At 60.5% G+C, this 26552-nt stretch carries 28 protein-coding genes; 18 read left to right on the plus strand and 10 right to left on the minus strand.

Annotated elements, in window-relative coordinates:
• Nucleotides 1-8 precede the first annotated feature (8 nt).
• The 5 genes from AC6FTP_RS02230 (at nt 9) to AC6FTP_RS02250 (ending at nt 3630) form a co-directional block, all read left to right on the plus strand.
• Entirely contained in the window at nt 9-302 is a 294-nt protein-coding gene (locus tag AC6FTP_RS02230) for a hypothetical protein (protein ID WP_497205273.1), read from the plus strand.
• Entirely contained in the window at nt 295-633 is a 339-nt protein-coding gene (locus tag AC6FTP_RS02235) for a type II toxin-antitoxin system RelE/ParE family toxin (RefSeq protein WP_497205274.1), read from the plus strand. Before AC6FTP_RS02230 ends, AC6FTP_RS02235 begins: the two co-directional genes overlap by 8 nt.
• Before the next feature lie 66 nt (nt 634-699).
• Complete coding sequence (locus tag AC6FTP_RS02240) at nt 700-1047, plus strand: cupin domain-containing protein (RefSeq protein ID WP_497205275.1); 348 nt, start codon at nt 700-702, stop codon at nt 1045-1047.
• A 6-nt stretch (nt 1048-1053) separates the two neighbouring features.
• Nucleotides 1054-1368 carry a putative signal transducing protein gene (locus AC6FTP_RS02245; RefSeq protein ID WP_497205276.1) on the plus strand — a complete coding sequence of 105 codons (315 nt, stop codon included), beginning with the start codon at nt 1054-1056 and terminating at the stop codon, nt 1366-1368.
• Nucleotides 1369-1425: 57 nt separating this feature from the next.
• Entirely contained in the window at nt 1426-3630 is a 2205-nt protein-coding gene (locus AC6FTP_RS02250; protein ID WP_497205277.1) for an excinuclease ABC subunit UvrB, read from the plus strand.
• Here AC6FTP_RS02250 and AC6FTP_RS02255 read toward each other — a convergent pair whose 3' ends face one another.
• From AC6FTP_RS02255 to AC6FTP_RS02265, 3 genes are all read right to left on the minus strand, one after another.
• A complete protein-coding gene (locus AC6FTP_RS02255) occupies nt 3631-4806 on the minus strand; it encodes a radical SAM protein (protein ID WP_497205278.1) in 1176 nt (391 codons plus the stop codon).
• Nucleotides 4807-4884: 78 nt separating this feature from the next.
• Nucleotides 4885-5235, minus strand: a complete 351-nt coding sequence (locus tag AC6FTP_RS02260) for a hypothetical protein (RefSeq protein WP_497205279.1) — start codon at nt 5233-5235, stop codon at nt 4885-4887.
• 14 nt (nt 5236-5249) lie between these two features.
• On the minus strand, nt 5250-7433 hold the full coding sequence (locus tag AC6FTP_RS02265; protein ID WP_497205280.1) for a transglycosylase domain-containing protein: 2184 nt from the start codon (nt 7431-7433) through the stop codon (nt 5250-5252).
• A gap of 131 nt (nt 7434-7564) precedes the next feature.
• On the opposite strand from AC6FTP_RS02265, the gene AC6FTP_RS02270 reads away from it, so the two are divergent.
• The 3 genes from AC6FTP_RS02270 (at nt 7565) to AC6FTP_RS02280 (ending at nt 10835) form a co-directional block, all read left to right on the plus strand.
• A complete protein-coding gene (locus AC6FTP_RS02270; protein ID WP_497205281.1) occupies nt 7565-8689 on the plus strand; it encodes a serine hydrolase domain-containing protein in 1125 nt (374 codons plus the stop codon).
• A 78-nt stretch (nt 8690-8767) separates the two neighbouring features.
• Nucleotides 8768-9943, plus strand: a complete 1176-nt coding sequence (locus tag AC6FTP_RS02275) for a hypothetical protein (RefSeq protein WP_497205282.1) — start codon at nt 8768-8770, stop codon at nt 9941-9943.
• A 4-nt stretch (nt 9944-9947) separates the two neighbouring features.
• Nucleotides 9948-10835, plus strand: coding sequence for an MBL fold metallo-hydrolase (locus AC6FTP_RS02280; RefSeq protein WP_497205283.1), 888 nt, complete (start codon nt 9948-9950; stop codon nt 10833-10835).
• Nucleotides 10836-10838: 3 nt separating this feature from the next.
• Here the strand turns inward: AC6FTP_RS02280 and AC6FTP_RS02285 are convergent, their stop codons facing one another.
• The 3 genes from AC6FTP_RS02285 to AC6FTP_RS02295 form a co-directional block, all read right to left on the minus strand.
• Nucleotides 10839-11303, minus strand: a complete 465-nt coding sequence (locus AC6FTP_RS02285) for a RidA family protein (RefSeq protein ID WP_497205284.1) — start codon at nt 11301-11303, stop codon at nt 10839-10841.
• Nucleotides 11304-11363: 60 nt separating this feature from the next.
• Nucleotides 11364-11942 carry a CDP-diacylglycerol--glycerol-3-phosphate 3-phosphatidyltransferase gene (pgsA, locus tag AC6FTP_RS02290; protein ID WP_497205285.1) on the minus strand — a complete coding sequence of 193 codons (579 nt, stop codon included), beginning with the start codon at nt 11940-11942 and terminating at the stop codon, nt 11364-11366.
• A gap of 154 nt (nt 11943-12096) precedes the next feature.
• Complete coding sequence (locus tag AC6FTP_RS02295) at nt 12097-13068, minus strand: D-alanyl-D-alanine carboxypeptidase family protein (RefSeq protein ID WP_497205286.1); 972 nt, start codon at nt 13066-13068, stop codon at nt 12097-12099.
• 174 nt (nt 13069-13242) lie between these two features.
• Here AC6FTP_RS02295 and AC6FTP_RS02300 point away from each other — a divergent pair, with 174 nt between their 5' ends.
• Genes AC6FTP_RS02300 through AC6FTP_RS02310 form a run of 3 tightly spaced genes read left to right on the plus strand, consistent with a single transcriptional unit; the run spans nt 13243 to nt 15905 of the window.
• Entirely contained in the window at nt 13243-13989 is a 747-nt protein-coding gene (locus tag AC6FTP_RS02300) for a peptidoglycan recognition protein family protein (protein WP_497205287.1), read from the plus strand.
• A 1-nt stretch (nt 13990) separates the two neighbouring features.
• A complete protein-coding gene (locus tag AC6FTP_RS02305; RefSeq protein WP_497205288.1) occupies nt 13991-14887 on the plus strand; it encodes a hypothetical protein in 897 nt (298 codons plus the stop codon).
• 52 nt (nt 14888-14939) lie between these two features.
• Nucleotides 14940-15905, plus strand: a complete 966-nt coding sequence (locus AC6FTP_RS02310) for a DUF6807 domain-containing protein (RefSeq protein ID WP_497205289.1) — start codon at nt 14940-14942, stop codon at nt 15903-15905.
• Between the two features lie 5 nt (nt 15906-15910).
• Here the strand turns inward: AC6FTP_RS02310 and AC6FTP_RS02315 are convergent, their stop codons facing one another.
• Both AC6FTP_RS02315 and AC6FTP_RS02320 read right to left on the minus strand, forming a co-directional pair.
• Nucleotides 15911-16633 carry a methyltransferase domain-containing protein gene (locus AC6FTP_RS02315; protein WP_497205290.1) on the minus strand — a complete coding sequence of 241 codons (723 nt, stop codon included), beginning with the start codon at nt 16631-16633 and terminating at the stop codon, nt 15911-15913.
• A gap of 10 nt (nt 16634-16643) precedes the next feature.
• A complete protein-coding gene (locus AC6FTP_RS02320) occupies nt 16644-17813 on the minus strand; it encodes a M29 family metallopeptidase (RefSeq protein WP_497205291.1) in 1170 nt (389 codons plus the stop codon).
• 240 nt (nt 17814-18053) lie between these two features.
• Here AC6FTP_RS02320 and AC6FTP_RS02325 point away from each other — a divergent pair, with 240 nt between their 5' ends.
• Genes AC6FTP_RS02325 through AC6FTP_RS02335 form a run of 3 tightly spaced genes read left to right on the plus strand, consistent with a single transcriptional unit; the run spans nt 18054 to nt 19799 of the window.
• Nucleotides 18054-18665 carry a sigma-70 family RNA polymerase sigma factor gene (locus AC6FTP_RS02325; RefSeq protein ID WP_497205292.1) on the plus strand — a complete coding sequence of 204 codons (612 nt, stop codon included), beginning with the start codon at nt 18054-18056 and terminating at the stop codon, nt 18663-18665.
• A complete protein-coding gene (locus AC6FTP_RS02330; RefSeq protein ID WP_497205293.1) occupies nt 18649-19299 on the plus strand; it encodes an anti-sigma factor family protein in 651 nt (216 codons plus the stop codon). Before AC6FTP_RS02325 ends, AC6FTP_RS02330 begins: the two co-directional genes overlap by 17 nt.
• Nucleotides 19296-19799, plus strand: a complete 504-nt coding sequence (locus AC6FTP_RS02335) for a hypothetical protein (RefSeq protein WP_497201041.1) — start codon at nt 19296-19298, stop codon at nt 19797-19799. Before AC6FTP_RS02330 ends, AC6FTP_RS02335 begins: the two co-directional genes overlap by 4 nt.
• A gap of 13 nt (nt 19800-19812) precedes the next feature.
• On the opposite strand, the gene AC6FTP_RS02340 is transcribed toward AC6FTP_RS02335, so the two are convergent.
• The gene (locus AC6FTP_RS02340; protein WP_497205294.1) at nt 19813-20406 is read right to left on the minus strand and encodes a hypothetical protein; all 594 of its coding nucleotides are present in this window, start codon (nt 20404-20406) and stop codon (nt 19813-19815) included.
• 127 nt (nt 20407-20533) lie between these two features.
• Here AC6FTP_RS02340 and AC6FTP_RS02345 point away from each other — a divergent pair, with 127 nt between their 5' ends.
• Genes AC6FTP_RS02345 through AC6FTP_RS02355 form a run of 3 tightly spaced genes read left to right on the plus strand, consistent with a single transcriptional unit; the run spans nt 20534 to nt 24025 of the window.
• On the plus strand, nt 20534-21079 hold the full coding sequence (locus AC6FTP_RS02345; RefSeq protein ID WP_497205295.1) for a hypothetical protein: 546 nt from the start codon (nt 20534-20536) through the stop codon (nt 21077-21079).
• A gap of 54 nt (nt 21080-21133) precedes the next feature.
• A complete protein-coding gene (locus AC6FTP_RS02350; RefSeq protein ID WP_497205296.1) occupies nt 21134-22108 on the plus strand; it encodes a hypothetical protein in 975 nt (324 codons plus the stop codon).
• Between the two features lie 27 nt (nt 22109-22135).
• Nucleotides 22136-24025 carry an MBL fold metallo-hydrolase gene (locus AC6FTP_RS02355; RefSeq protein WP_497205297.1) on the plus strand — a complete coding sequence of 630 codons (1890 nt, stop codon included), beginning with the start codon at nt 22136-22138 and terminating at the stop codon, nt 24023-24025.
• 9 nt (nt 24026-24034) lie between these two features.
• On the opposite strand, the gene AC6FTP_RS02360 is transcribed toward AC6FTP_RS02355, so the two are convergent.
• Nucleotides 24035-24985, minus strand: a complete 951-nt coding sequence (locus tag AC6FTP_RS02360; RefSeq protein ID WP_497205298.1) for a LysR family transcriptional regulator — start codon at nt 24983-24985, stop codon at nt 24035-24037.
• An 88-nt stretch (nt 24986-25073) separates the two neighbouring features.
• Between AC6FTP_RS02360 and AC6FTP_RS02365 the strand changes: the two genes are divergently transcribed.
• The gene (locus AC6FTP_RS02365) at nt 25074-26531 is read left to right on the plus strand and encodes a DUF1501 domain-containing protein (RefSeq protein WP_497205299.1); all 1458 of its coding nucleotides are present in this window, start codon (nt 25074-25076) and stop codon (nt 26529-26531) included.
• Nucleotides 26532-26552 lie beyond the last annotated feature (21 nt).

The raw sequence follows: 26552 nt of genomic DNA on the forward strand, positions 1-26552 counted from the left end.
CTCATGCCATGCCGCAGCTTACTATTGATCTCCCCGAAGCAGCCATGCCCTGGCTGACCCGCCAGGCAGAGAACGAAAACACGACGCCGGAGAGCTATCTCGTCTCCTACGTCGTCACTCGCAGCCAAATCCAGGAGGAGGAAGAACCCGCCTACACGGACCCCGCTCAGAAGCAGCTCGAAGACATGCTGCTGGAACGGGATCAAGGGCCGTTCATTCGGATCACTGACTCCAAGGCTCTGAAAGAGCGGGTCATGGCCAGAGCACTTGCTAGAATCAAGCAGACGACCACACATGTATAACCGTGGGTACGAACTCCATCCTGATGTTGAATCCGTCGATTTGGAGGACATCGCAGCCTACATCGCCAGAGACAACCCTGCGGCAGCAGATCAGGTGACGGAGGCGATCACAGAGACTTTTGATCTCCTCGCCAGCCAGCCCATGCTTGGCACTACCCAGCACTTTGTCCGCCGAATCCTTCGTGGCATCCGCATGTTCACGGTCACAGCCTACCCGAACTACCTCATCTACTACCGCCCACTGCTGAATGATGCGGGCGTTCGCATCCTTTACGTCCTCCACGCCGCGCGTGACGCAGCCACCTATGTCCACGAGCAACCGCGCCAGTGATTGACTTCGTTATTTCTTCTTCGCTAAAGCTTCGCGGAACACATCGGTTTTACTCATTCGTCATTTATGTCCTTCCCCCGCTTCGCCGTCGCTCAGCTTGATGAAATCCCACCGACACCTTGTCCCTGCGGACAAGCTCGTCGTGCTTTCAAGGAGCCCTGGAACACGCTGGCTACGGTGCATCTCACGGACATCCATGCGGACAGCAAGGCGCACTACCATCAGAAGATGACGGAGATCTACATCGTGCTGGAGGGCGAAGGCTATCTCGAAGCCGATAGCGAGCGAATCCCGCTCAAGCCGATGACCTCCGTGATGATCCGCCCCGGCTGTGTGCATCGTGCCGTCGGCAAACTCAAGATCATCAACATCCCGATGCCGCCCTTTGATCCGGCGGATGAGTTCGAAGTCTGAACCCTCATGAAAGAACTCTATACCAGCATGGATTCCTCCCGCATCGGCTTCTACAAGTCGGTGCTCGATGAGGCGGGGATCGTCTGCTTCATCCAAAACGATGCTGGAGCGCAGACGCTGAATGTCATCTCGCCCATCTTCCAGCCCACGCTCTGTATCGTTGATGACAGCCGCTATGATGAAGCCATCGAGCTTCTGAAGCCGCATCACTATCCTGAAGCCGGTCCTGAAATCGCTGAGTGGACGTGCGAGAAGTGTGGCGAGAGCAATCCGAGCAGCTTCGAGGTATGCTGGAGTTGTGAAGCAGAGAAAACAGCCTGATCAGGTGATCTTGACTCACCTTGACCGCCTTTGACGGCGTAGCCATTGACCCCGCCCATGTCCCCTTTCCAGCTCAATCAAGAATACGCGCCCTGCGGAGATCAGGGGCAGGCGATTGAGAAGCTGGTGAAGTCAATCCGCGCGGGGAATCGGCACCAGACCTTGCTCGGTGTCACGGGCTCGGGGAAGACGTTCACGATGGCGAACATCATCGCGCAGATCGGCAAGCCGGCGCTGGTGTTTTCCCATAATAAGACGCTCGCAGCGCAGCTCTACTCGGAATTCAAAAACTTCTTCCCGAACAACGCCGTCGAGTACTTCGTGAGCTACTTCGACTACTACCAGCCCGAGGCCTACATCGCGCGCACGGACACCTACATCGAGAAGGACTCAAACGTGAATGACGAGATCGAGCGCCTGCGCCTCTCCAGCATGGGAGCGCTCATCACGCGGAAGGATGTCATCGTCATCGCCAGCGTCTCGTGCATCTACGGCCTCGGTTCGCCGGAGGACTATGAGGGCATGATGTTGCCCGTGCATGTCGGCCAGCAAATCTCACGCGAGACACTGCTCACGCGCCTCGTGGACATGCTTTACGAGCGCAATGATGTGCAGCTCAAACGCGGCACCTTCCGTGCTCGCGGCGACGTCGTGGAAGTCGTGCCCGCCTACCTCGACAGCGAAGCCATCCGCATCGAGTTCTTCGGCGATGAGATCGACCGCATCAGCGCCGTAGATGTGCTCACGGGCACCGTCACGCTGAAGATGCCAAGCTACACCATCTTCCCCGCGAAGCAGTTCGTCACGCCGGGCGACAAGCTGAAAAAAGCCATCGTCAAAATCCGCGATGAGATGACTGAGCGCGTGGCCTGGTTTGAAAAGGAAGGCAAACTGCTCGAAGCCCAGCGCCTGCGGATGCGCACTGAGCACGACATCGAGATGATGCAGGAGATGGGCTTCTGCCAGGGCATCGAAAACTACAGCCGCCATCTCACGGGTCGCGAGCCTGGAGCCACGCCGGGCACGTTGTTGGATTTCTTCCCTGATGACTTCCTCTGCCTCGTCGATGAAAGCCACGCCACCATCCCGCAGATCGGCGGCATGTATGAGGGCGACAAGTCGCGCAAGACCGTGCTCGTCGATCACGGATTTCGCCTGCCGAGTGCGCTCGACAACCGCCCGATGAAGTTCCCCGAGTTCATGGATGCGGTGGGCCAGCTCGTCTATGTCAGCGCCACACCGGCCCGCTTTGAGATCGAAAACAGCGTCGTCGGCAATGCCACCTACATCCCGCATCAGCGCGAGCGCATCGGTGAAGAAGAAGGCGTGCCCGCTGCGCTGCCAGGCATCGCTGTGCGAGTCAGTGGCAGCTCACAGCCTGTTGAAAAGTTCGATGTCACCACGAAGGGCAAGCCGCTCGTCGTCGAGCAAATCATCCGCCCCACCGGCCTGCTTGATCCCATCATCACCATCAAGCCGCTCAAAGGCCAGATCGATGAAACCATCGAGCTTTGCCGTCAGCGCATCGAGAAAGGTGAGCGTGTGCTCGTCACCACACTCACCAAGCGCACCGCCGAAGATCTCACCGACTACCTGCGCAATCTCGACATGAAGGTGCGCTACCTCCACAGCGACATCGACGCCATCGAGCGAGTCGAGATCCTCCGCAGCCTGCGCAAAGGCGACTGCGATGTGCTGGTCGGCATCAATCTGCTGCGCGAAGGTCTCGACCTTCCCGAAGTCAGTCTCGTCTGCATTCTGGATGCCGACAAAGAAGGCTTCCTCCGCAGCGAGACCTCACTCATCCAGACTTCTGGACGTGCTGCACGACACGTTGCGGGCGAGGTCGTGCTCTTTGCCGACATCGAAACAAAGAGCATCAAAGCCCTGCTCAGCATCAGCAACTATCGCCGGCAGGTGCAGCTCGATCACAACACGAAGCACGGCATTACCCCGCAAACGATCAAACGCGGCGTGCAGGAGTCGCTGCACACGCTTGGTAAAGCCCGCGAACTCGAAGAAAGCGTCCTGCGCGAAGGTGGCGGAGGCGACTTCGCCGTAACTGAAGTCATCCGCGAACTCGAAGGCGAAATGGCCGAAGCCGCCACCAAGCTCGAGTTCGAGCGCGCCGCCCTTATCCGCGACCAGATCCGCGAGCTAAAGAAGCAAGCTGGGTTGAATGCCGATGACGGCGGTGTTTTGCCAAAGCCAAAGAGCGTCACCTACCCGAAGCCAAAACGTGGCGGCGGCAAGAAGCGCTGATCAAGCCGCCTGCGCGAGAGTTTCCTCTTCGTTCAGATAGCAGGACGGGTCAGGAGCCCAGAAATCGCCGGTCATTTGCAGCGCACGCACACGGAAGCCACCACCGCAGACATTCAGCCAGCGGCAGCTCGCACAGCGGCCGGTGAGATGCTGCGTACGATTGCGCAAGGCGGTGAGTTCAGGGTGGTCGCGGTTCGTCCAGATCTCGCTGAAGGGGCGATCCTTCACGTTGCCGAGGTTGAGGCTGTGCCAGAACTGGTCGGGATGCACATTGCCTTGGGTATCGATGTTGCTGATGCCGGTACCGGAACTGTTCGCGCCGCCGCCATTCCAGGTGAGCAGTTCCATGGCCTTCGCGGCACGCTCGGGATTCTCACGTAGCAGGCGCATGTAGAGATAGGGGCCATCGACAGGTTGATCGACGGTCAAAACTTCGCGCGGTTTGCCGCTGGCAGCCCACTTCGCGGTGCGGTCCAGGATCTTGTCGAGCGCCTTGCGGGTGTCTTCATGAGCGACTTCGATGAGGTCGGCCCCACGTCCGCTATAGACGAGGTGGTAGAAGCAGACGCGTTCGATGTCTTCGCGCTCGATGAAGTCGAGGATGTTGTCGATGTCGTCGATGTTGTGCTGCGACAGCGTGAGGCGGAGCCCGACTTTTTGACCGACGGCTTTGCAGTGGCGGAAGGCGGCCACGGCTTTGTCAAAAGCACCTGTTTTGCCACGGAAGTGGTCATGAGTCGCGCCCATGCCATCGAGCGAGATACCGACGTAGGAAAAGCCGATGTCTTTGAGGCGCTGGGCTTTGTCGGCGTCGATAAGCGTGCCGTTGGTGGAAAGCGTGAGGCGGAGACCTTTGCTGGTGGCGTATTCGGCGAGTTCGAAGAACTTCGGATGGATCATCGGCTCACCGCCGGAGAGCAGAAGCGCAGGCACTTTGAACTGAGCGAGGTCATCCACGACGCCGACGCATTGATTCCAGTCGAGTTCGCCGGGGTAATGCTTCGAGTCGGAGTCCTGGTAGCAATGCAGGCACTTCAGATTGCAGCGGCGGGTGATATTCCAGACCACGATGGGCCGACGCTCGGCAGCCGTAGTCGGCGCACCATGGCCGCGACCATAACGCAGGTGATCCATGGGCTGGGCGATATCGCAGTAAAGACGGGTGAGATTGATCATGAGGCCACTATCAACGTCGCCAAAGCTCCACGCCGCCCGCCCGATCTTGCGCAGTGATGGGCCGTGTTTGCCGAGCTGTCAGAGCCTGCTGCCGGTGATCCGCTTCTTGTTGAAGTCGATGGCTTCGAAGCGCGTGTAGCTCTCATCAAAGGTCAGCACTGCCTTGCCGCCTTTACGGATGAGTTCCACGACGTGCAGGTCTTTGACCTTGAACTTTGCGGTGAAGTTCGGGTGACGAAAGGTTCCATCGTCCATGAAGACACACTCACGGTCAGGCACTCCTGCCTGAACATTCCGCCACGACCATTTCGTGGCGAGCAGCAACTGGCGGAAGTGCTCGGTGGTGCCGACGCGCTCAGGGATCTCAAGTTTCCCAGCGAGCGCCAGCAGAGGGGCAAAGAGGGTAAGAATAAAAGAGAGACGTTTCATGGCAGGGAGATTCCTCATCTGAACCAGCCGCGAATCCGGTCAAACAAACCTAGGCCACGAGGACCGGATGCACGCGGAGCAGAACTTGGTTGGGCGATCATGCCGTTGTGAGCCTCGCAGAATCCCTGGGGGACGAGTTCGTAAGGCAGCTCGTCTTCATAGGCCGCTCCGACTGACTGACAGCCGGGCGTGGCAAGCTGGCTGCTGGTACGGCAGAGGGCTACTTTTGTCAGAGGTGGTTCGGCACGAGGACCGGCGGGGATGTAGCCAAGCTCGACCGCCTTCTTCGCCACGTCCGCCCAGATGGGGATGGACATACGGCTGCCGTAGCCTTCGTCGATGATGGTTTCCGGTTTGTCCAAACCCACCCACACGGCGCAGGTGATGCGGTCGGTATAGCCCGCGAACCAGGCGTCTTTGTAGTCATTCGTCGTGCCCGTTTTGCCACCGCCGGGTTCTTTGAAGCCATGCTGAGAGCGGACGCTGGCGGCGGTGCCTTTGTCCATGACCTGACCGAGGATGCGGCGCATGATGTGCGCGACTCCGGGGGAGACGACATCGACCTCGATGATGCTGGCATCGAAAAGCACGTTGCCCGCTTTGTCGGTGATTTTGTGGATGAGGAAGGGGCGGCGGCGCTTGCCATCGTTGGGAAAGATGGTGAAGGCGCTGGCGAGTTCACGGGGGTTGCCGGCGAGATTGCCGATGAAGAGCTGGGGATTTTTGACCACATGCTCGCAGATGCCAGCATCGCCAAGCACACGCAGCACGCGGTCGAGCCCGGCGTAGTTGCCGAGGCGGATGGTCATGGTGTTGCGGCTCTGCACGAGACCGGCGGTGAGTGTCTGCTGGCCGAGAAATTTGTTATCTGAGTTCTGCGGATTCCAGGCAGGATCGGCACCCTCAATCTCGCCGGGACGGAGCGGGGCATCCTCAATCAAAGTGCCGGGTAGAAAGCCGCTGGCGAGAGCGGACGCATAAACGAAGGGTTTCACCGTGGAGCCGATCTGGCGCTGGCCGAGTGTGGCGCGGTTGAATTTGCTCTGGCGATAGTCACGCCCGCCAACGAGTGCGAGGATGCCGCCGGTTTCGTTGTCGAGCACCGTGAGCGCGCCCTGCAGATAGGGAGTGGAGGTGAGTTCGGTGCTGGGGTCCCAGGTGGCATCGAAGCTGGTTTTGGAGGGGTGTCTGTATCCCGGCAATTTTTCCACAGCAGCGAGTCGCTTCTCCACGGAAGCTTCGGCGGCGACTTGTAGTTCCTTGCTCAGGGTGGTGTGCACGAGCAGGCCGCCATCCTCGATCTCATGCTGTTCGAGCAGGCGGTCCAGATCACGTCTGACGGAATCAAGCGCCCAGTCGCCCTGGCTTTGGAAGAGCGGCTGCGCACGCATGGCGATGTCGGCGTAGCGAGCGGCGAGCTCTTCCTCGGGCGTGATCATTTTCAGAAGCAGCATGCGCTGGAGGACATCGTTCCGCTCCTTGATGGCACCGTCGAAATTACGGAATGGAGAGAAGCGCACCGGGCTGCGGATGATGCCGACGATCATGGCACCTTCGCTCAGCGAGAGCTGGCTGGCGTGCTTGCCAAAATAGACCTGACTGGCGCGCTGGATGCCATAGACGCCGGTGCCGAAAAAGATGCGGTTCACGTAGTGCTCGATGATCTGGTCCTTTGTCCACACGCGCTCGATGCGCCGGGCGAGCATCATCTCCAGCATCTTGCGATGGAAAGAGCGGTCGTTGAGGTCGGGATAGCTATTCCGGGCGAGCTGCATGGTCAGCGTGCTCGCACCCTGCACGACCCGGCGTTCCTTCATGTTCCTGACAAAGGCGCGCGCCACGCCGACGTAGTCGATGCCGCTGTGGCTGTAAAAGCGCGAGTCTTCGCGAGCGAGCAACGCCTTCACGAAATCTGGCGAGACCTGGCTGAGAGGCACGACGATGCGATTTTCCCCATGCATGCGCCCGAGCAACTCGCCTGCGGAATCGAGCACCATCGTTCGTTCAGGCATCTGACCGAGTGCGGCGAGGTCGTACTTCTTTGCGAGCTGCGAGTAGATGCCGATCACCACCGCAAGCGCCACTGTGCCGAGCAAGCTGATACCCATAATGCCAAACACAGCCCAACGCCGCCATTGGCTCCAGCGCGAGACACGGGGTGGCGGACGATGCGGGGCGGAGGCGGAGGGTTTCTTCATGGAGAGGCGGGTTCAGACGCCGGTCGGCATCATTCCATTCTAGTATTGATTCTGGCAAGATCTGCCTTGGGTTGTTTGTCCATGTCATTTAGGTCTTGCCACGCACCCGGTCATTGTTGTGTCATCTGCGCATGACCTTTCTGACACGCCGTCAAATCCTCGCCACAGCAGCTTCGGCCTTGCCCTTTGTCCGACTGAGCGCGGAGGAAAAGACGATCTCGCCGTGGTTGGCGAAGCTGGAGGCCATTCGAGTCAAACATGAGCTACCCGGACTTGGCGGAGCCATCGTCACGAGTGCGGGGCTGCGAAGTTCCGCCGTTTGTGGCGTGCGCAAGGCTGGGACTGAGATCGCGGTCATGCCAGATGACCTCTGGCATCTCGGCTCGAACACGAAAGCCATGACCTCCACGCTTGCCGCCATCGCCGTTGAGGCGGGGAAACTGAAGTGGGACAGCACGCTGGGAGAGATTTTCCCGAAGCAGAAGGATCTGAAAAAATCTCCGCTCGCCAAAGCCACCCTCACCCAGCTCCTCAGCCACTGGTCGGGTCTGCCTGCGAATGCCCTGTGGGGGATGATCAAGTTCGCGGGTGGCGATCTCCGCCATCAGCGAGAGACGGCGCTACAACTCGCCGCGCGGACACCGGACCTGCCGGAGCCGGGCAAAGAACACCTCTACTCGAACTGGGGCTACGCTCTGGCCGGGCACATGCTGGAGCAGGTGTGGGATGCACTCTGGGAGACGCTTATGAAAAAGCGCGTCTTCGAGCCGCTGGGGATCACTCATGCTGGATTCGGTGGCACTGGCACGCCGGGCAAGATCGACCAACCCTGGCCGCACAATCGCGATGGGAAGCCCAATGAGAAGAATGGTCCCGACATGGACAATGCCGCCGTGCTTGGACCGGCGGGTACCGTTCACATGCCGCTCAGTGATTGGGCCAAATTCATCGCCGAGCACCTCGCGGGGCGTGCTGGCAAAGGCAAGCTTCTGAAAACCACGGCCAGCTATGAGCATCTGCACACGGCCACCCAAAGTGGTGAACCGTATGCTTTTGGCTGGCTCGCTGTGGAGAGGGCTTGGGGCGGTCACGTCCTCAATCATAATGGCAGCAATACGATGAATCACAGCGTCGCCTGGCTGGCACCGGAGAGGGACTTCGCGGTCATCGCCTGCACAAACTCCGGCTCGGATCGGGCTGCCAAGGCTCTGGATGACGTCGCGGGACTGCTGATCCAGGAGCACACGGCGAAGTAGAGCTTCCCGAGAGGGTGTTTTGCCATCGGGTGACTACGACGTTGCTTCTCGGCGCGCCTCGGGCACTTTCCGCGCGCTTTGACGACGACCCAGGACAGGTATTTCCAGACCGGACTCGCAGGATCCTTTGTGATCCATGCGCTGGTGCTGCTTTTCCTCACCTGGTTCCTGAACAGCGAGGCCGGGCGTCGCCTGCTGGAGCCGCCAGAGGCGCCTGCACCGGTGGAGGAGCAGAAGGAGGTGACGATGATCTTCCCCGAGATGGTCATCCCACCACCGCTCCAGCCGAAACCCAAGGCCTACATCCGCACCACGCAGAATCAGGCCGCAACGGTGAAGCCAGCGGGGGCGGCTTTTGAATCCGACCGCAACACCATCGCCGCCAGCAAACTGCCGCCGAAGGCTGATGCCACGCTGATGATGCCCACGACGAATGGCGATGCGCCAACGAAGATGGAGCTGGCAAATCGCGACTTCCGCGATGGGCTGATCAAAAACGACGCCGTGGCTGCTGCGCCAGCGAACGCTACTCCGCTGGACATGCGCCCGCCCGCGCCGAATTCGCCGCCAAGCATCCTCAAACCGCAGCCCGTCACGCCTCCCCCACCCGCTCCGAAGCAGGTGGCCAAGGCCACGCCTGCGGACACCACACCACTGACCAAGATGATGGAGGAAATGGACAAAGAATCCGCCCGTCTGGACACCAACCGGTTGCTCTTGGAGGTCAGAAAGCCCGAGGCCATGAAGCCGGAAGTGGCTCCTCCGCCGAAACCGCAGGTGCGCGCGCCATCGGATGAGTCGCCACCAGTTCCCAAAGCCATCCCCGTCACTGACGATGTCAAAGCCACGGCTGGGAAGCCCGAGAAGGATGCCTTCAGCCCCTTCACCCGCATGGGGAAGAACGATGGCGCGATCAGCCGCGAGGGCGAAGACGCCGTGGATGCTGTGGCCACGCCACGCGGAATTTACATGCGTCAGGTCACCGGCGCTGTGGAAAAAAAGTGGCACCTCTACGTCCGCCTCGCGCGTGATTCCGTGACCTATGGTCGCGTGCGTTTCCGCTTCTATGTGGATCAGCGAGGCACGCCTCAGGATCTGAAAATCCTCTCCGACGCCCGCGATGCTGATCCGCGCATGAGAGAGATCACGCTCCGCGCCATCCTCGATGCCGACATCCCGCCGATCCCGGCGGAGCTCATCCCCGAACTCGAAGACGGGCGGCTAAAAATCGAGTACGAAGCCATTGTTTATTAGACTCGTGCAAGTCCACACCCTCGACCTTCATTTTCAAAACACGCCCGGCCTCATCGCCGCCTACATCATCGAATCCGCTGGCGAGCTGGCGCTCATCGAGACAGGTCCGGGCTCCACGCTGGAGACGCTGCGGGCAGGCATTCGCGGACTTGGACTTGATGAAAAGCAGATCCGCCATGTCTTCGTGACCCACATTCACCTCGATCACGCGGGCGCAGCAGGTTGGTGGGCGCAGCAGGGAGCGCAGGTGTATTGCCACCCGAGCGCAGCGCGGCATCTCGTCGATCCCTCGCGGCTCATCGCCAGCGCGCAGATGATTTATCAGGAGCGCATGGATTCACTCTGGGGTGCGATGTTGCCCGCGCCTGCCGAGCGTGTGACGCCGCTCCAGGATGGCGAAAGCGTGCGCGTGGGAGAGGCCGAAATCATCGCCTGGGACACTCCCGGTCATGCGCGCCATCACCATGCCTTCGTGGTCGGTTCCGTCTGCTTCACGGGAGATGTGGCCGGGATGCGGCTGCCGGGGAGCGACTACCTTTCCGTCACCGCCGCGCCGCCGCAGTTCGAGCCAGCGGCGTACGTCGCCTCGGTGGACCGCATTGCAGCGGCGCATTTTGAAAAGCTTTACCTCACCCACTTCGGGGAGGTCAGTGACGTCGCCGCGCATCTCGCCCGCTACCGCCAGCGCATCACGGAGGTGTACGAGGCCGTGCGTGCCGATCATGACGCCGGATGCGATGAAGCCGAGAACCGCCGCCGCTACACAGCGCGCGAACACGCGCTCGCCGTTTCTCTTGGTGTGAACGAAGCCGACTGGCAGCGACTAGAGATGTCCAACAGCACCACGATGTGTGCTGATGGTGTGCGCCTCTGCTTGGAAAAGGGGAGGTGAGCCTCAAACATCCACCTCAAAGATCCCCTCGATCTCCACGGCGATGTTTCCTGGCAGTGATCCCATGCCCACAGCACTGCGGGCACCGATGCCAGCGTCTTCACCCCAAATCTGCGCAAAGAGTTCGCTGCATCCGTTGATGACCTTCGGGTGATCGGCGAACTCGGGCGTGCTGTTCACCATGCCGAGCAGCTTCACCACGCGCTTCACGCGGTCGAGGCTGCCGAGTTCCTTCCGCAGCGTCGCCAGCAAAGCGAGCCCGGTTTGACGCGCAGCGGCATTGCCCTGGGCGAGGTCGAGGTCATCGCCCACACGACCCCGGATCATCCCGCCATCGGCGAGGTAGGGACCATGACCGGAGACGTAGGCCACATTGCCGACGATGACGACGGGCTTGTAGATGCCACCTTTCGGCGGTGCAGGAGGGAGAGTGATGCCAAGGGCGGTGAGTTGGGATTCAGCGGACATGGTGGTGATGATTACGCCCTCCATGCTGCACATTTTCCAAACACGACTCAATCCCAAATCTCAGGCATCATCAAAGAGATGCCGGTTTTTCCAGAAATAGCTAAAGCCGGAGACAACGGTGAGCACCGTCGTGATGCCGACAATCGCCGCGCCCACCCACCAGTGGGCGGGTGATGGCTCCAGCCAGGGGCGCAGGAAGCCAAACATCACCTCTGCCGAGGCGGAACTGAGCAGGAAGTAGAGCACCGTGATGATCTGCCAGGCCATTTTGTGCTTCCCGAGACGCTCAGCTGCGAGCACGACGCCTTTTTGCACCGCGATGAGCCGGATGCCCGTGACGAAAAACTCACGCCCGAGGATGGCGATGGCGATCCAGGCCTTCATCTCCGTGCGCTCCACAAGCAGGATGAAGGCGGCGGCGATGAGCACCTTGTCCGCGAGTGGATCGAAGAGCTTGCCGAAGTTCGTCACGAGATTGCGCGAGCGGGCGATCTTCCCATCCAAGTAGTCCGTGAACGATGCCGCCGAGAAAATCAGCAGTGCTGCCGTCATGGCCTGGGACCAAGGGATGTAAAAACACACCACGAATGCGCCCGTGAGGATCAGGCGGGAAACGGTGAGCTTGTTGGGCAGGTTCATACAGGTGGGGCGAAACTGTGTAGCGAGAGAAATGCGTGGATGTCAAACACCCGCTTCGCTATGTGGCGAAATCGTCAGACGCGCTGCACCCACTTCACTCCGCCAGGAATGTCGCGAAAGTCAGCCCCCCCGGCCGGCGAATCTAAAGAGATGGTCACCAGTTGAAGGCCACGCCGCCGCCGCTGGCGCGCTGGAGGCCCCAGCGCATCATGAGGCTACCGTCATTCCAGATGTATTTCGTCTTGGTGCCGAGCTGGACGAGGATGACGCTGCGGCCGCGGCTGGTGGCGGTGGAGATGAGGCAGCGGCCGCTGGCGTTCGTGTAACCGGTTTTCATGCCGTTGCACTCGGGCATGACGCCGAGGAGCTCGTTGGTGTTTTTCAGCGTGGTGGTGCGGCCATCCCGACGGGTGAAGGTATAGTACTTCCGGCGCACGGCATCGCGGATGATGGGATTCCGGTAGGCGGCCATGGCGATGCGGGCCATGTCGCGCGCGGTGGAGTGCTGGCCGGGGACGGTGAGGCCGTGGGGATTGTAAAAGCGGCTGTTAGTACAGCCGAGCGAGCGGGCCTTGGCCGTCATCTTTGCGCCGAAAGCGCTGATGCTGCCGGCATTATCCCGGGCGAGCACGTTGGCGACGTCGTTGCAGCTTTTGATGAGGAAGGCGTAAAGCAGATGGCGGCGGGTGTAGGTGTCGCCAGGACGCAGGCCGAGCACGGTGGGCTCCACGCGCACATCGGAGGACTGGACGGTGACTTTTTTATCCAGATTCCCCGCATCCAGCACAACGAGGGCGGTGAGAATCTTCTGGGTGCTGGCCACGGCACGCGGAGTCTCGGTGGCACGTCCGGCGAGGTGCTTGCCCGAATTGGCATCGATCATGATGTAGGAGGCGGCATGGATGGGTGGCCCGCTGGAGACGGCGAGCATCGGCTCGGCACCGACGGAGGTACCGCCATCATAAGCCACTGGCGTGGCGACGGGGAGGGCGGGGCTGCTGTAGTATCCGCCACTCATGTCTCCGGACATGCGTGTGCCCGAATGGTCTGCCGCGCAGGCCGAGAGGAGGAGCGCGAGCGTGCAGAAGGAGAGATTCAGGAGAAAGCGGAGCCGGGGCAACATCATGACGAGCAATGGGGGAACAGAGCGCAGCTTTCGTGCCGCTGCCCTGATGGGATCATGTAGGCGGCAGCAGCGCGGACTGTCAACCGGGCAGGCGGCGGCTGGAGGCAGCCTATGAAGGATGCGAAAACTTGCCTGCCTTCTTGGCAAAGTCTCTCCTATGGCGATAGTGCAGCCATGAAGAAATCCTGGGCACGTCTTGCCATTCCCGTTGCGCTTCTCATCGCTGTCATTTTCGCCGCTTGTGTGCAGCCGATGAATCGGTCCCGCATCAGTCAGTGGGAATCGCGTTATCATGACTCGATGCTCGGCCGGGTGACTCCGCAGCAACTCCTCAACGAGGTGGGCCTGCGCCCCGATCTCATCCGGGCTGGAACCGTCGGGCGGAAGATCTACCGGCCCATGACGCCGAAGTACATCACCATCCACAGCACGCAGAACTACACCGGAGATGCCTACAATCATGCCCTGGCTCTGAAACGCGGTGCCCTGCGTGCCACGAAACGGAAAGGCGGCAACCGCATTGGCTACCTGACCTGGCACTTCACCACGCAGGCGAACGTGGCCATCCAGCACCTGCCCTGCCGCGAGCAGGGTGAGCACGCTGACTTCGACGGCCCTGGGAACAACTACAGCATCGGCATCGAGATGTGCGAGCATCGCGGCAACGACGTCGGCCTGACCATCGACAAGACTGCGCGCCTCGCCGCCTACCTGATGTACACCTACCGCATCCCGCTGAATCATGTGGTGCCGCATTATCACTGGCCGCGCATCAGCCCCTACATCAAAGACCCGCACAAAGACTGCCCGCATTTCCTCATGGACGGCGGCAGGCCAGGGGGCACCTGGCAGTGGTTCCTCAATCGAGTGAACCTGCACTACAACCGCCTCATCCCAGGCCCGGCCCGCACCCTTGGTTAATTTGAGATTTCTCCTACCAGCCCTGCTCGCCGCCTGCGCATCTTCCGCCTGGGCGCAGCAGATCGAAACACCCCGCACTGAACGCGTGGCGGTGCTTCAGGACAAACGCATCAACGAAAGCTCCGGCCTCGCACGCAGCCTGCGGGAGCCCGGCATCTTCTGGACTCACAACGACTCGGCCAACGATCCCTGCGTCTATGCCATTGATCAGGCAGGCAAAACGCGCGCCAAGGTGCGCCTGCTGAGCGCGGTGAATTTCGACTGGGAAGACATGGCCTCCGCGAAGGACAAGGACGGAACCTCACGGCTCTACATCGCGGACATCGGAGACAATTTGCTCATGCGACCTAGCATCCAGGTTTATCAAATCCCCGAGCCTGCTTTGCCAAAGACTGCCGACAAAGAACTCCTCTCCGCCGAGCCGCAGATCTGGCATGGCCAGTATCCTGACGGGCATCACAATGCGGAGACGCTTCTTGTTCATCCGCTGACACGCCGGATCTACATCGTCACGAAAAGCGAGCAGGAGCAAAGTGCTGTGTATGCCTTTCCCGAGACCCTGACCAAGGACAAACCGATGAAGCTGGAGAAGATCGCCGATCTCCGGTTCCCGCAGCGTCAGCTCATCGGCAAGCGTCCGCACGATGCCTGCCAGACCACGGCGGGCTCTTTTTCCGCTGATGGCAGCCGCCTCGCCATTTCGACTTACAGCTTCATCTATGAATGGCGAATCAAGGCCGATGAATCCCTCGTCGAGGCTTTGAAAAAGCCTGCTGTCATCATCACGATCCCGCTCATCCCGCAGCTCGAAGCCCTGTGCTACGATGCCGATGGCAAGACGCTCTGGTTCACCAGCGAACGACTGCCTGCACCGCTCTGGCGCATCGTGCGCGATTGAGCTGCCTTTCGAAGGCAGGCGAAATTGCTTCGGCAGCGTGCGTTGAAGTCTCATGCGCCATCTCCTGACTCTGCTCCTCCCGCTGGCTGCCGCCGCGCAGCTCCCCTCAGCCAAACCAATCCCGCGTGTGCAGGCGGTGCCGATGCCGCACCACATCACCTCCTTTCAGCTCGATGGACGCGAGCTCACGGCCATGCATTTCGATCCGCAGGACATGCGCCCCTTCTGGCATCCCATCCGCGCTTCACACGATGCCAGCCTGACGCGTATGGGGCATCCGCATGATCCGCTCACGCACAGCCATCACAACAGCGTCTGGGTCACGCACAACATGGTCAACGACCTCGATTTCTGGGGTGACTACGCGAAGAAGCAGGGACGCATCGTGAACGTCGAAGTCTCCCGCGAAGGCTACGAGGACACGGACGATTTCGCCTCCATGCGCATGGTGAACCACTGGCTCAGCGAGGCGGACAAAAGCATCCAGCTCATCGAAGTCCGCCGCACCGAGATTCGCCCGCTCGATGGCGCGAAGAGCTGGTTCATGATCATCGATATCGAGTTCACGCCGGCGAAGGGAAAGACGACTACATTCGGTGCCACTGGGTTTGGCTTGGTAGCCGTGCGCGTGGCGAAGAGTATCGGCGTCCATGATGGCGGCGGGCGCATCCTGAACTCCGAAGGCCAAGTCAATGAAGAGCAGGTCTTCCGCAAACCCGCGCGCTGGTGCGACTACAGCGGCCGCATCACGAATGAGAAGGATGGCTTTGGCGGCATCACCCTGATGAATCACCCGATGAACCCTCACAACCCCACGGCCTTTCACGTTCGCAACGATGGCTGGATGGGCTGCTGCCTGAGCCTGGATGCCCCTGTCGAGGTGACCGAGGAAAAGAAGCTGCGCGTCCGCTATGGGCTCTGGGTGCATGACGGAGTCGCCACGCGGGAGCAAAGCGAGCAGCACTGGAAACGCTTCACCGAGCTGCCCGTGGCGGAGCTGCATCCGCCGAAGAAGTAGCATTGCTATTTCCTGATCCAGCGTGTGCCGAGCGCGACACTCCACTGATACTTCCGCGCGTGCTCGCGGATGAGGAAGGGAAGGTCCTTTTCCAAAGCGAGATCGAAGTGCTCGGACAGCACGGCTTTCAGCCAGTCGCGTGTGGAGCCCTGCGGCCAGTTGCCACGCGGGGTGAACTCTTCCAGCCAGGTGCAGGGTGTGGTGAGCAGGAGCTGGCCGCCCGGTTTTACGAGATCAGGCAATCGCTGGATCAAAAGCTGCGGATCGGTCAGTCGGCAGAGGAGATTGGCCGCATGGACGAGATCGAAGCTGCCGAGATCAGCGCGCAGATGCATGGCGTCGCCTTGCTCGAACTGCACTCGCTCGCGCGGAGAATCGGCGGGTGCTTTTGCGATGAGCTCCGTCATCGCGGAGCCTTCATCGAGTCGCTGGTAGGGCAGCTCGCTTGTGATCAGCGACTTCGCGGCATCGACAAAGCTGTGGCTGTAATCCATGCCGATGACGCTCTGGCAGAGCTTGGCCAGCTCGAAGCTCGACCGACCAACAGCGCAGCCGAGATCGAGCGCGGTGGCTGGGTTCAACGTGAAGTCAGCAAGTTCCATGACCGTGCGCACGGCAAACCCGAGCGCCGAACTCGGCCCCTGCTCCCACGGCAGCACCTCGTGTGGCGCTCCGTAGTGGAAGAGCAGGTATTCATCGAGCAGACGGCGGGTTTCGTAGATGTTCATGCGCGGTGTCTCATTCTGCCGCGAGGGCATCCAGCAGATATTTCGAGGGCTGGAAGTGCTCGATCAGGATCTCCTGCTGAGCGCCACGGTTCATGCGCACCTGCTTGATGTCGAAGTTCGGCGTCTTATGCGGGGCGAAGAGGATGTCATCGTGCGTGGCGTTTTGATGACGCTTGAACTGAGCCGGCGTGATGTGACCGCCAAGATGATCATCACGTCCGGTGGCGAGGTGACAAGTACCGAGCACCTTTTCATCCTGAATGTCGGAGCCGGAGACGGGCAGCACCTGGGTGCCGAAGCCGAGTTCGCCGAGCACGCCGGTCATGGGATCATCCAGAAGGCGGGCGTTGTGAGTGTCGATGGTGGCCTGATTGCCTTCGATGAGTTCGCTCTTGATGATGCGTCCGCCGACGACGGTGAGTTTGCCGAGCGTGCCGTCCTCATATTTCATGGGGAAGAGACCTTCCGCTCCAGTCGGGACAAAATAGACTTCGCCAGCGGGCAGGTTCGCTACATCAGGCGTGGTGCCTCGGCAGAGGCCGTGGCTCTTTTGCGCTTCCTGGCCGCTGAGTTCGAGCTTGGCGGTGAGCACTTCGCCGTTTTCGAGGCCGAAGTCGATCTCCACGCTGTCAGCGCCGGTCATGGCGAGGCGGAGTTTTTCAGCATCGCGGCTGACTTCCTCATAGTCCACGGCAAGGCCGGAGTTCAGGATGACTTCATTCAGGCCATGGAGCGTGGCCCCACGGAATCCGTATTGCTTCGCGAAGGCCGTGAGCGGTGCTGTGGCGGAGAAGGTGGAGATGCAGAGGATGATGTCGTAGTTCGGGTAGATGTCGTCTTCGAGGCTGAGCTGGTTGCCATCCATGTCCACGCACTCGTCTGGCATGTCGAGATTGCTGCCAGTGGTCTGGGTGTAGGCGTAGATTTCACCGCCTTTGAGGGCGAGTTCGTCCATGACGCCATTTTTCAAGCCGAGGTAGAAGTGCTCGTGAGCACGGCTCTGGATGGCACGGGCAGGATTGTTCAGGAAGGCCATGCCTTTGGCTTCGCTGAGGTCGGGCAGGTCGATGAGGATGCAGATCTTGCAGCCGAACGTGGGTTGGAAAACCGTGTGCAGCAGGCGGTAGAGATCGAACTTGGGGAACTGGCGGCTCTTGGCCGTCGATTGAACAGTGGACATGGAGGCGGTCATCATAGTCAGCGATGTGGGGTTTTGGGTAGCGACTTTTACGGGTGCCGATGAAAACGCGGGCGCGCTTTTCTTTTCTGAAATTCAGGCATCCAAGATCGGGGGGCTCGAATGAAACCCAAAATCGCAAGTCTTTGACGACTCACGACGAACCCGCCAGAGTAGCCTTGTAATTCATCTGAATAGCGCCTCCTGCGCTGCCGTCTGTAACCCCGCCATCCTTCTGTAACAATGCCCGCCTCCACTGCGCCTGATCCTGGCGAAGTCCCGGACATCGACCTGGTCAAGCGCTGCCAGGCGGGCGACACGCGTGCGTTTGACGTGCTCGTGAGTCGTTACAGGGGGCGGATTTACGCCATGACTTACCACATGATCCAGAATGAAACCGAGGCCTGGGACCTCGCGCAGGAGGCTTTTATCAAAGCCTGGCGCGCCCTGCCGCGCTTCAAGATGGACTCGGCCTTTTACACTTGGCTCTACCGGATCACTCACAACGTCGTCTATGATTGGCTGCGCAAAAAGAAGATCCAGGGGGAAGGGGAGTTTGATGACTCCTGCACCGAGCACCGTGTGGCTGCCGGAGCGGAGGCCGTGCCGCGTGGTGACGCCGCCCCCGACGTCGCTTTAAAGAATGCCGAACTGGGTGCCCGCATCCAGCAAGCCATCGCCAAACTCAGCCCCGAGCACAAGCAGGTCATCCTGCTGCGCGAGGTGGAGGGCATGGCCTATGAAGAAATCGCCGCCACCGTGCCGTGTTCCCTGGGCACGGTCATGAGCCGCCTCTTTTACGCCCGCAAGAAACTCCAGGAACTCCTCCGAGACTGCTATGAAAACACCGACTGAAGACCACGACCTCCTCCGCTGGCTGGATGGAGAAATGAGCGCCGCCGAGAAAGCGGCCTTCGAGTCACGCCTCGCTGCCGACCCCGCCCTCAAAGCGGAAGCCGAGCTGATGCAGCGCCTGAGCGCCGATTTGCGCACGCATCTTCCCGCCGAGATGCCGGTGCCGTATGCCGATTTCTTCAACAGCCAGATTCAGGTCCGCCTCGCCCAGGATGAGAACCAACAACTGTCCGCGCCTGCGGCGGAGGGCTGGTTCGGCTGGCTGCGCAAACCCTGGCTGACTCCGGCTTTCGCCGCCGCAGCCATCGTCATGGCTGCTCTCACGATGTGGCAAAACGGTGCGCCTTCTGAAGGGACGGATAGCCTCGTGAACAGCATTTACGTGCCGAATTCCGCTGTTCAGGCCCGCGCCTTCCACTCGGACGAAGCCCAGGCCACTGTGCTCATGCTCGATGGCCTCGAAGAGATGCCCGCCGACCGCAAGATCGTGGGATTTAACATCGACCGCAGCGAGGTCGATGAAGCCGTGGCATCCACCACCCTCTTCGGAGCCGATGGCAAAGCCGTGGCCGTCATGGCCAAAGATGCCCGCAATCAACCTCTGCTCCTCACCTCCACGACACCGCGCGGATGAAGCTCGCCACTGCCATCCTCGTGCTTCTGGGTTCCGCGCTGGCGACAGCGCAGGACGCTCCGCCCGTGCAGCCTTTGCCAGCAAAGAAGCCCGCCACTGACGCCAAAGTCTGGGGCGCGCTCATCTTCGCCACGAACGATGCCAAGGAAGCCGCTGCGATGGAGAAGGTGCAGTCCCCAGCTGAGTTTGCCGACATCCCGCAGCGCCTCGGGAAAGTCTTCCCCTATGAGCGCTTCGAGGTCATCGGCCAGCATTTGCAGGATGTTTTCCGCGAGTATGAATCCTGGGTCGTGCCGACGAAGGACTTGTTTTTAAAAGTCGATTCCAAAGGCCCTGCTGAAGGCGGCGGCATGAATCTCCACCTCCAGTTCTGGCGCGATCAGCAGGTCGTCGTGAAAACAGACACCGTCCTGAAGCCCGGCAGTCCTCTTTTCATCGCCGGTCCGAAATGGCGCGGCGGCCAGCTACTCTTCGTGCTCGTGCTCCAGCAGGGAAAGTGAGTGCGGTTGGCGATCAGTGATCGTTCCGCACGTTCAGTTCCCGCCCGAGGAAGAACGCCAGCACGGAGCCCGCGAGCGTCCACTCGATGAAATGGTCCGCCATGTTCACGATCAGATCCCGCGTCGGCAGCTCAAACCAGATCCAGTCCGGCACATCCGCCCCGAGTCCGATCAAGGCACCGATGGTGGCCGCAAAAGCCAGCTTTCCCGGATAACTCATCGTGAGCTGAGTCATCAGCGCGCCGAGCAGGATCGCTGCGATGAAGGAGCGGACGAAGCTGCGGATCAGGTTCTGCTTCACGCTTATCTCATTCTTCCCAGGGCGGACGATGGCATACATGAAGGGGCCTTCCTTCATGGCTTTTTCATACTTCGCCCGCATCTCTTCCGCTTCCTCGGGCGAGGTGATGTCTAGCGGCTTGTATTGGAAAGGCAGCGCGTAGATGCCCCGGCCTTCCGTCGCATTTTCCCGGATGACCTGGGTCACGGCCTGCTCATCTTTGAAATCATGCATGCTCACCTCATGCCAGCTCATCACCATCCAGGAGATGTATCCCCAGAAGAAGGAAGCGAGGGCGGCGAGCAGGGCGGCAAAAAGGAGTTTCATGTGCCCCAGAGTGCCTCCCGCCGTCCTTCGCGCAAGCTGCGGATGCGTTTATCCCATCTTCAGTCTTGCCAACGGTGTGGCTTTTTGATGCAATCGCAGATGTCGGATAACCCGATTCCCCCCCGCTATGAAAACCAACCTTCATTGTTTCGTGGTTCGTTTGGCGCTCGCCCTCGTGGCGGGTGCTTCCATGGGAGTCGCGCCTCTGCGCGCGGCTGATGACATCGAGAACCTCTTCAAAATGGGCCGCGAGGCCTATTACAAGGGCGACCTCGAGCAGGCCCAGCAACTCCTCACCATGGTCGCGGCCCAAAATCCGCGCCATCAGGAGACACGCATCCTCCTCGGAGACATCCGAACGAAGCTGCGCACCACCGCTGGCTCCTCGCTGAAAAAGAAATACGAGGGCGTCAAACTCGCCAAAATCGAGTTCACCGACGTCACCCTCCAGGAGTCCCTGGACGGCCTGCGCGCCCTGTCAAAAAACGCCAGCGGCGGCCAGGTGGTGCCGAACTTCATCGTCACCGATCCCAAGATCGGCACGAATAAAGTCTCGCTCACCCTGACCGACATGCCCCTCACCACCGCCATCGACTACGTGGCGAAGGTGTCCGGTGCCAAGGCCACCTACGATCAGCATGCCGTGCTCTTCACGAGTGCGGCGGGTGGTTGATGTCATCGGCATCCGTGCTCGACATGGCGTGGGATTGCGGAATGATCTCGCGCCATGTCTATTGATACTGCTTCATCCGCTTTCCTGCTGGGTTTCACCCCGCTCGCGTCCGAGCATTGGGGCTTGCTGGCTTTTCTTGCCATCCTCGCCGGAGGTGGTGTCTGGTTTTTTCAGGATAAAAAACTCAAGGCGCTCGCCCAGCAGTCGGCAGAGCAGGCCAGTGCTGCGGAAGCCACGCTCAAATCGCAAAACGAAGCCGCTGCCGCCCAAGCTGCTTTGGCACAGCAAAAGCTCGACGAAGCGGCTGTCGCCCACCAGCTCCTCGACGAACGCTACAACAACCTTCGCGATGTTTCTCAGCGCCGTGAGCAGGAGGCCGAGCAACGCATCGCCAGCCTCAGTGCCGAACTCGCCGCCACTCGCGAACTCGCCGCCCAGCTCGAACCGACCAAGTCTGCTCTCGCTGCCGAGCGTGGGCGCATCAGTGCGCTGGAGCAGACCATCGAAGTCTCCAACAAACGCGCCGAGGACTTCGAGCGCCGACTCGATCAGTCCCATCGTGAATTGACGGAGCAACGCCAGACTGCCGATCTGCGTGCAAGTGAACTTCAGGCCGAGCTCGCGAAGCTGAATCAGACCATCAAGGCGAATGAGGCGCTCGTCACCACTGCTGACAGCCAAGTGTCTGAAGCGACCGAAACGCTGAATTCCTACAAGCAGCAGGCCGAGACACGCATCACCAATCTCCAGCGTCAACTCACTGCCTCCGAGGCCAAGTCAGCCATGGTTCAAAAAGAATTCATGAGTGCTGTTGGAGTCCTGCCAGACAAGCCCTCACCACCCAAGAGCAGTGCCCCTGCTGCCGGTGATGATAAACGCCTCGCCGAACTCGAAGCCAAGATCACCCAGATCGAGGCCGACGCTCGCAAAAAGGCCCGCGAAGACGGCTACAAGATCGCCGAACTTGAATTCCGTCTCAGCGAAGCTCAGGAAGCCCTGGCGCAGAAAGATGCGCCTCCTCAGGAGTGATGCCCGCCCGTTGTGCGTTTTGATGACATGCGCCACGTCATCCTCACCCTCGGCCTGCTTCTCACTCAGGCCCGCGCCGCTTTCCAAGAGCTAAGCCCGGACCTCTTCGTCTGGACTGACACCTGCAATGCCCATGTCCTCCGCGATGGCGATGCAGCGCTCATGATCGACTTCGGAGATGGCAGCGTGCTCGACCACCTCGATGAGATCGGCGTGAAGCGCGTCGAGTGGCTGCTGCTCACCGGGCATCATCGCGAGCTGCTCCAAGGCGTGGGTCGTCTGGACCGCAGCATCACATCCATCGCCGCCCCGAAGGAGGAGCAGGAGTTGCTGGAATCACCCACTCAGTTCCGCAAATGGCACCCGCGCCTCGGTGACAAATACAGCGTGCATGGCGCGAGCTATGTCCGACCACCGCAGTCGCCTGTGAAGGTGGACCGCTGGCTAGCGGCGGATGAAGTGTTTGAGTGGCATGGTCGGCAGATCCGATGCTTCAGCACACCCGGACATTCGCCGGGCGGGATGAGCTATGTGCTGGACGATCAAATCTTCCTCGGCGGCGTGATGCACGACGGCTCAAAGATGACGAACTGGTTCGACACCGAGTGGGACTATGGCTTTGCCAAAGGTCTCGACGCGCTCACCGCCTCGGTGCAAAAGCTCGCCATGCTCGGCATCAGGACTGCGTTTCCATCGCAGGGGCCGATCATTCGAAACGCAAACAGGCAGTTCGAGGTCTATCACCAGAAGCTCGTGGACTTCCGCCCAGACTATGTGCGCGGCTATCCTTCCGAATCATTCGGCAAACGCGCCGCTCATCCCGCCATGAAGCCGACCAAGGCGAACTACATCGTCGAGGTGGCACCGCATCTTTATATGTTCGGCCCGGAGATGGCGGGGAAGAACTTCGCCATCCTCATCGCCGACAGCGGCCACGCGCTGCTGCTGGATTGCGGCCTGTTCCCGAAGCTAGTGCTGGAGCGCATCATCAGCGACATGAAGGAGCACCTCGGCCTCAAACAGATCGACGCCTGCTGGATCAGCCACTCGCATGGCGACCACTTCACGCTCTTTCCCGCGCTGCAGGATCACGGCGTGAAGTTCTGGACGATGGACACCATCGCCGACAAGTGCGAGAACCCGCGCTTCTACGACTACCCGGCGATGATCGGCGCCTACAACGCCGGATTTGAAAAGGCGAAGATCGACCGCGTGCTCAAGGCCGGCGACGTGATCGAATGGGAAGGCTACCAGCTTCACATCGACTGGATGCCCGGCCAGACGGAGTTCGGAAACGCGCTCTGGCTCATGCTCGACGGCAAAAAGGTCGTCTTCACCGGCGACAACCTCTTTGGCGATCCCAGCGATCCCGCGCAAAACGGCCACGAGTGCGTGAACGCGCGCAACAGCGCCATCATCGAAGAAGGCTACCTCGTCGCCGCCAAGTATCTGCAAAAGCTCCAGCCAGACATCATCATGGGCGCGCACGGCGTGCTCATGACCGAACCTGCGGGCTTTGTGGACCGCTTTCATGACTGGGCGCTGCGTGCGATCCGCAAATACAAGGAACTGCTGCCCGACGCGAACTATGAATACGGCTACGATCCCTACTGGGTCAGCGCGTATCCGTATCGAGTCGATGTCGCGCAACCGGCCGAGGTGAGCATCACCGTGCGCAATTTCCGCGACACGCCGCAGCAGCATCGAGTCGTCCTTCAGCCACCACCCGGCCTCAAAGCCGAGCCTGCGGTGCTGGAAGACATCATCGGCCCCAAATCGCGTGCAAGCTTCAAGGTCAAGCTCACCGCCGATCCCGAAAAACTGCCCGCCGGCGTGCAAATGGTGCCGCTGGACATCACCCTTGATGGAAAGCGATACGGCCAGCTTTTTGACTTCATCGTTCAGGCGAAGGAGTAAGCTCGGGAATCAATCTTTGTGCAGTGCCTTCACCACGATCTCGCGAAACGCCAGGTGATGTGGCAGCTCGACTTTCGCTTTGCGATGGAGCACCACGACCTCCTCGCGGCCAAAGAGCTTCGAAAGATCGCGGAAGGCGACACCACGATAGCTGCTGTGGCCTTGGGCGGCTTCTTTGAGAATCATCGGGCTCACGGAGGTGACGCTGATGCCGAAACCCATTCGCACGTAGCCGACGACGATGTCGAAGGTGCTCGCGGTGAGGGCGACGTTGGCCTTTTGCCACAACGCGGCCGCTTCGAAGACGTCTTGCACATGGCGGCGCGAGTTCGCGCCTGGACCTGGAAGCACGAGGGGCTGCTTGATGAGGTCAGGGAGCTTCAGGGTCTTCGCTTTGAGCAACGGATGCCCCACGGGACACACGAGCACGAAGGGATAGGCGGTGACGGGTGTGACCTCGATACGTGGATGCTTTGGCGCATTGATCTGACCGACAATCGCCACGTCGGCCTCACCATCTTCGAGATGCTTGCGCGCCATCGCGGAAGGGCGGTCGATGAAGGAGAGCTGCACATCAGGATGGCGCTTGCGGTAGAGTTCGAGCGGCTTTTGCAGCTCGTGCAGCAGCAGACTCGCCGTGGTGGCCACAGTGATGCGGCGGGTGAGCTTTTGGTTTTGATCGGCAAAGAGTTCGCGGATGCGGTCGAAGCTTTCAACGAGCGGCTGCGACAATTGCACCAGCAATTCGCCCTGCTGAGTAAGCACGGCGGCCTTGCCGGATTGCTTCACCATTGCCACGCCAAACTCTTCCTCCAGTGCCCGGACTTGCTGCCAAACCGAGGGCACGGACATTTGCAAGGTCTCGGCCACGGCGGTGAAGCTGCCTTTTCGTGCAAGTTCGACGAGCGCACGAAGCTGGCGGAAGCGGAGTTCTTTAAAGTAGCGGCGTGGAGAGGACATGATGGCTTTAGGCAAAGACTAAAGCACTTTAGGAAGTTTTGGCACAAGGTCACGAAAATCATGGGCCGTCCCCGCGTATTGTTCGATCATGATTTCCCCTCTTTGCTCCAACACCCGCCCCATCACCACGCGTCGTGATTTCCTCACGCGCAGCGCCTTTGGCCTCGGCGGTCTTGGTTTGGCGTCGTTGATGCAGGAACTCGGCATGGCTGCGGAGGCACCGCAGTCCCCGCTGGCGGCAAAGAAACCGCATTTCGCGCCTAAGGCGAAGCGGGTGATCCACATCTTCTGCGAGGGCGGGCCGTCGCAGGTGGACACGTTTGATCCGAAGCCCGCGCTGGAGAAGTATCACGGCAAGATGGCCGATGAGGTGATGAAGGATTACCAAAAGGCTGCGGGCGACGTGGCGGCTGGCATGGGACGGCTCAGCGGGAAGCTGCAGCGCTCCGCCTTCAAGTTCGCGAAGCACGGCCAGTGCGGCATGGATATCAGCGAGCTGTTTCCAAAGCTCGCCACACATGCGGACGAGCTGTGCGTGATCCGCTCCATGCACACGAAGACGAGTGTGCATGAGCCGGCGCAGCTTGTCATGAACACGGGCGAGTTCGCCAGCGTGCGGCCCAGCATGGGTGCGTGGACCGTGTATGGCCTTGGCACGGAAAATCAAAATCTGCCGGGGTTCGTGTCGCTATCACCGAACGGCACGACGAGCAGTGGGGACAAGCAGTGGAGCAATGCCTTCCTGCCTGCGTGGTGCGGTGGCACGGGCATCCCGACGAAGGAACCGACGGTGACGAAGATGCTGGAGCACATCCGCAGCGGCACCACATCGCTACGCGAGCAGCGCCGCCAGCTCGACCTCATGCGCCAGATGCACGAGGACTTCGCGCAGAAGCATCCGGGCGATGCCTTGCTCGAAGGTCGTGTGAGTGCTTTTGAAACGGCCTTCCGCATGCAAGTCGAGGCCACGGATGCCTTTGACCTCACCCGCGAGCCAAAATCCGTGCGCGATCTCTACGGCGACACCGAGCAAGGCCGCCAGCTCATGCTCGCGCGTCGCCTCGTCGAGCGCGGCGTGCGCTTCGTGCAGGTCTATCACAACAACTGGGACACCCACGACCTCAACGACGAGCGCCATCGCGAGCTTTGCTCCGCCGCCGACCAGCCGCTGCACGCGTTGCTCACCGACTTGAAGCAGCGCGACATGCTCAAAGACACGCTCATCCTCTGGGGCGGCGAATTCGGCCGCACGCCGACGAGCGACAACAACGACGTGGCGAAGAAGAAAGGCATCGGCCGCGATCACAACGCCGGAGGCTTCACCATGTGGATGGCCGGCGGCGGTTCAAAGCCCGGCACCGTGTATGGCACCAGCGACGATTTCGGCGCACTGGCCATCGAGAACAAAGTGGAGGTGCATGACTTGCACGCGACGATTCTGCACCTGCTCGGCTTTGATCATGAGCGGCTGACGTATCGGTATGCGGGCAGGGATTTCAGGCTCACGGATGTGTATGGGCATGTGGTCAAAGGCGTGCTGGCATGAAACCCATAAAAAGAGTGCGCG

The organism is Prosthecobacter sp. (assembly GCF_044378005.1).
Classification (GTDB): domain Bacteria; phylum Verrucomicrobiota; class Verrucomicrobiia; order Verrucomicrobiales; family Verrucomicrobiaceae; genus Prosthecobacter.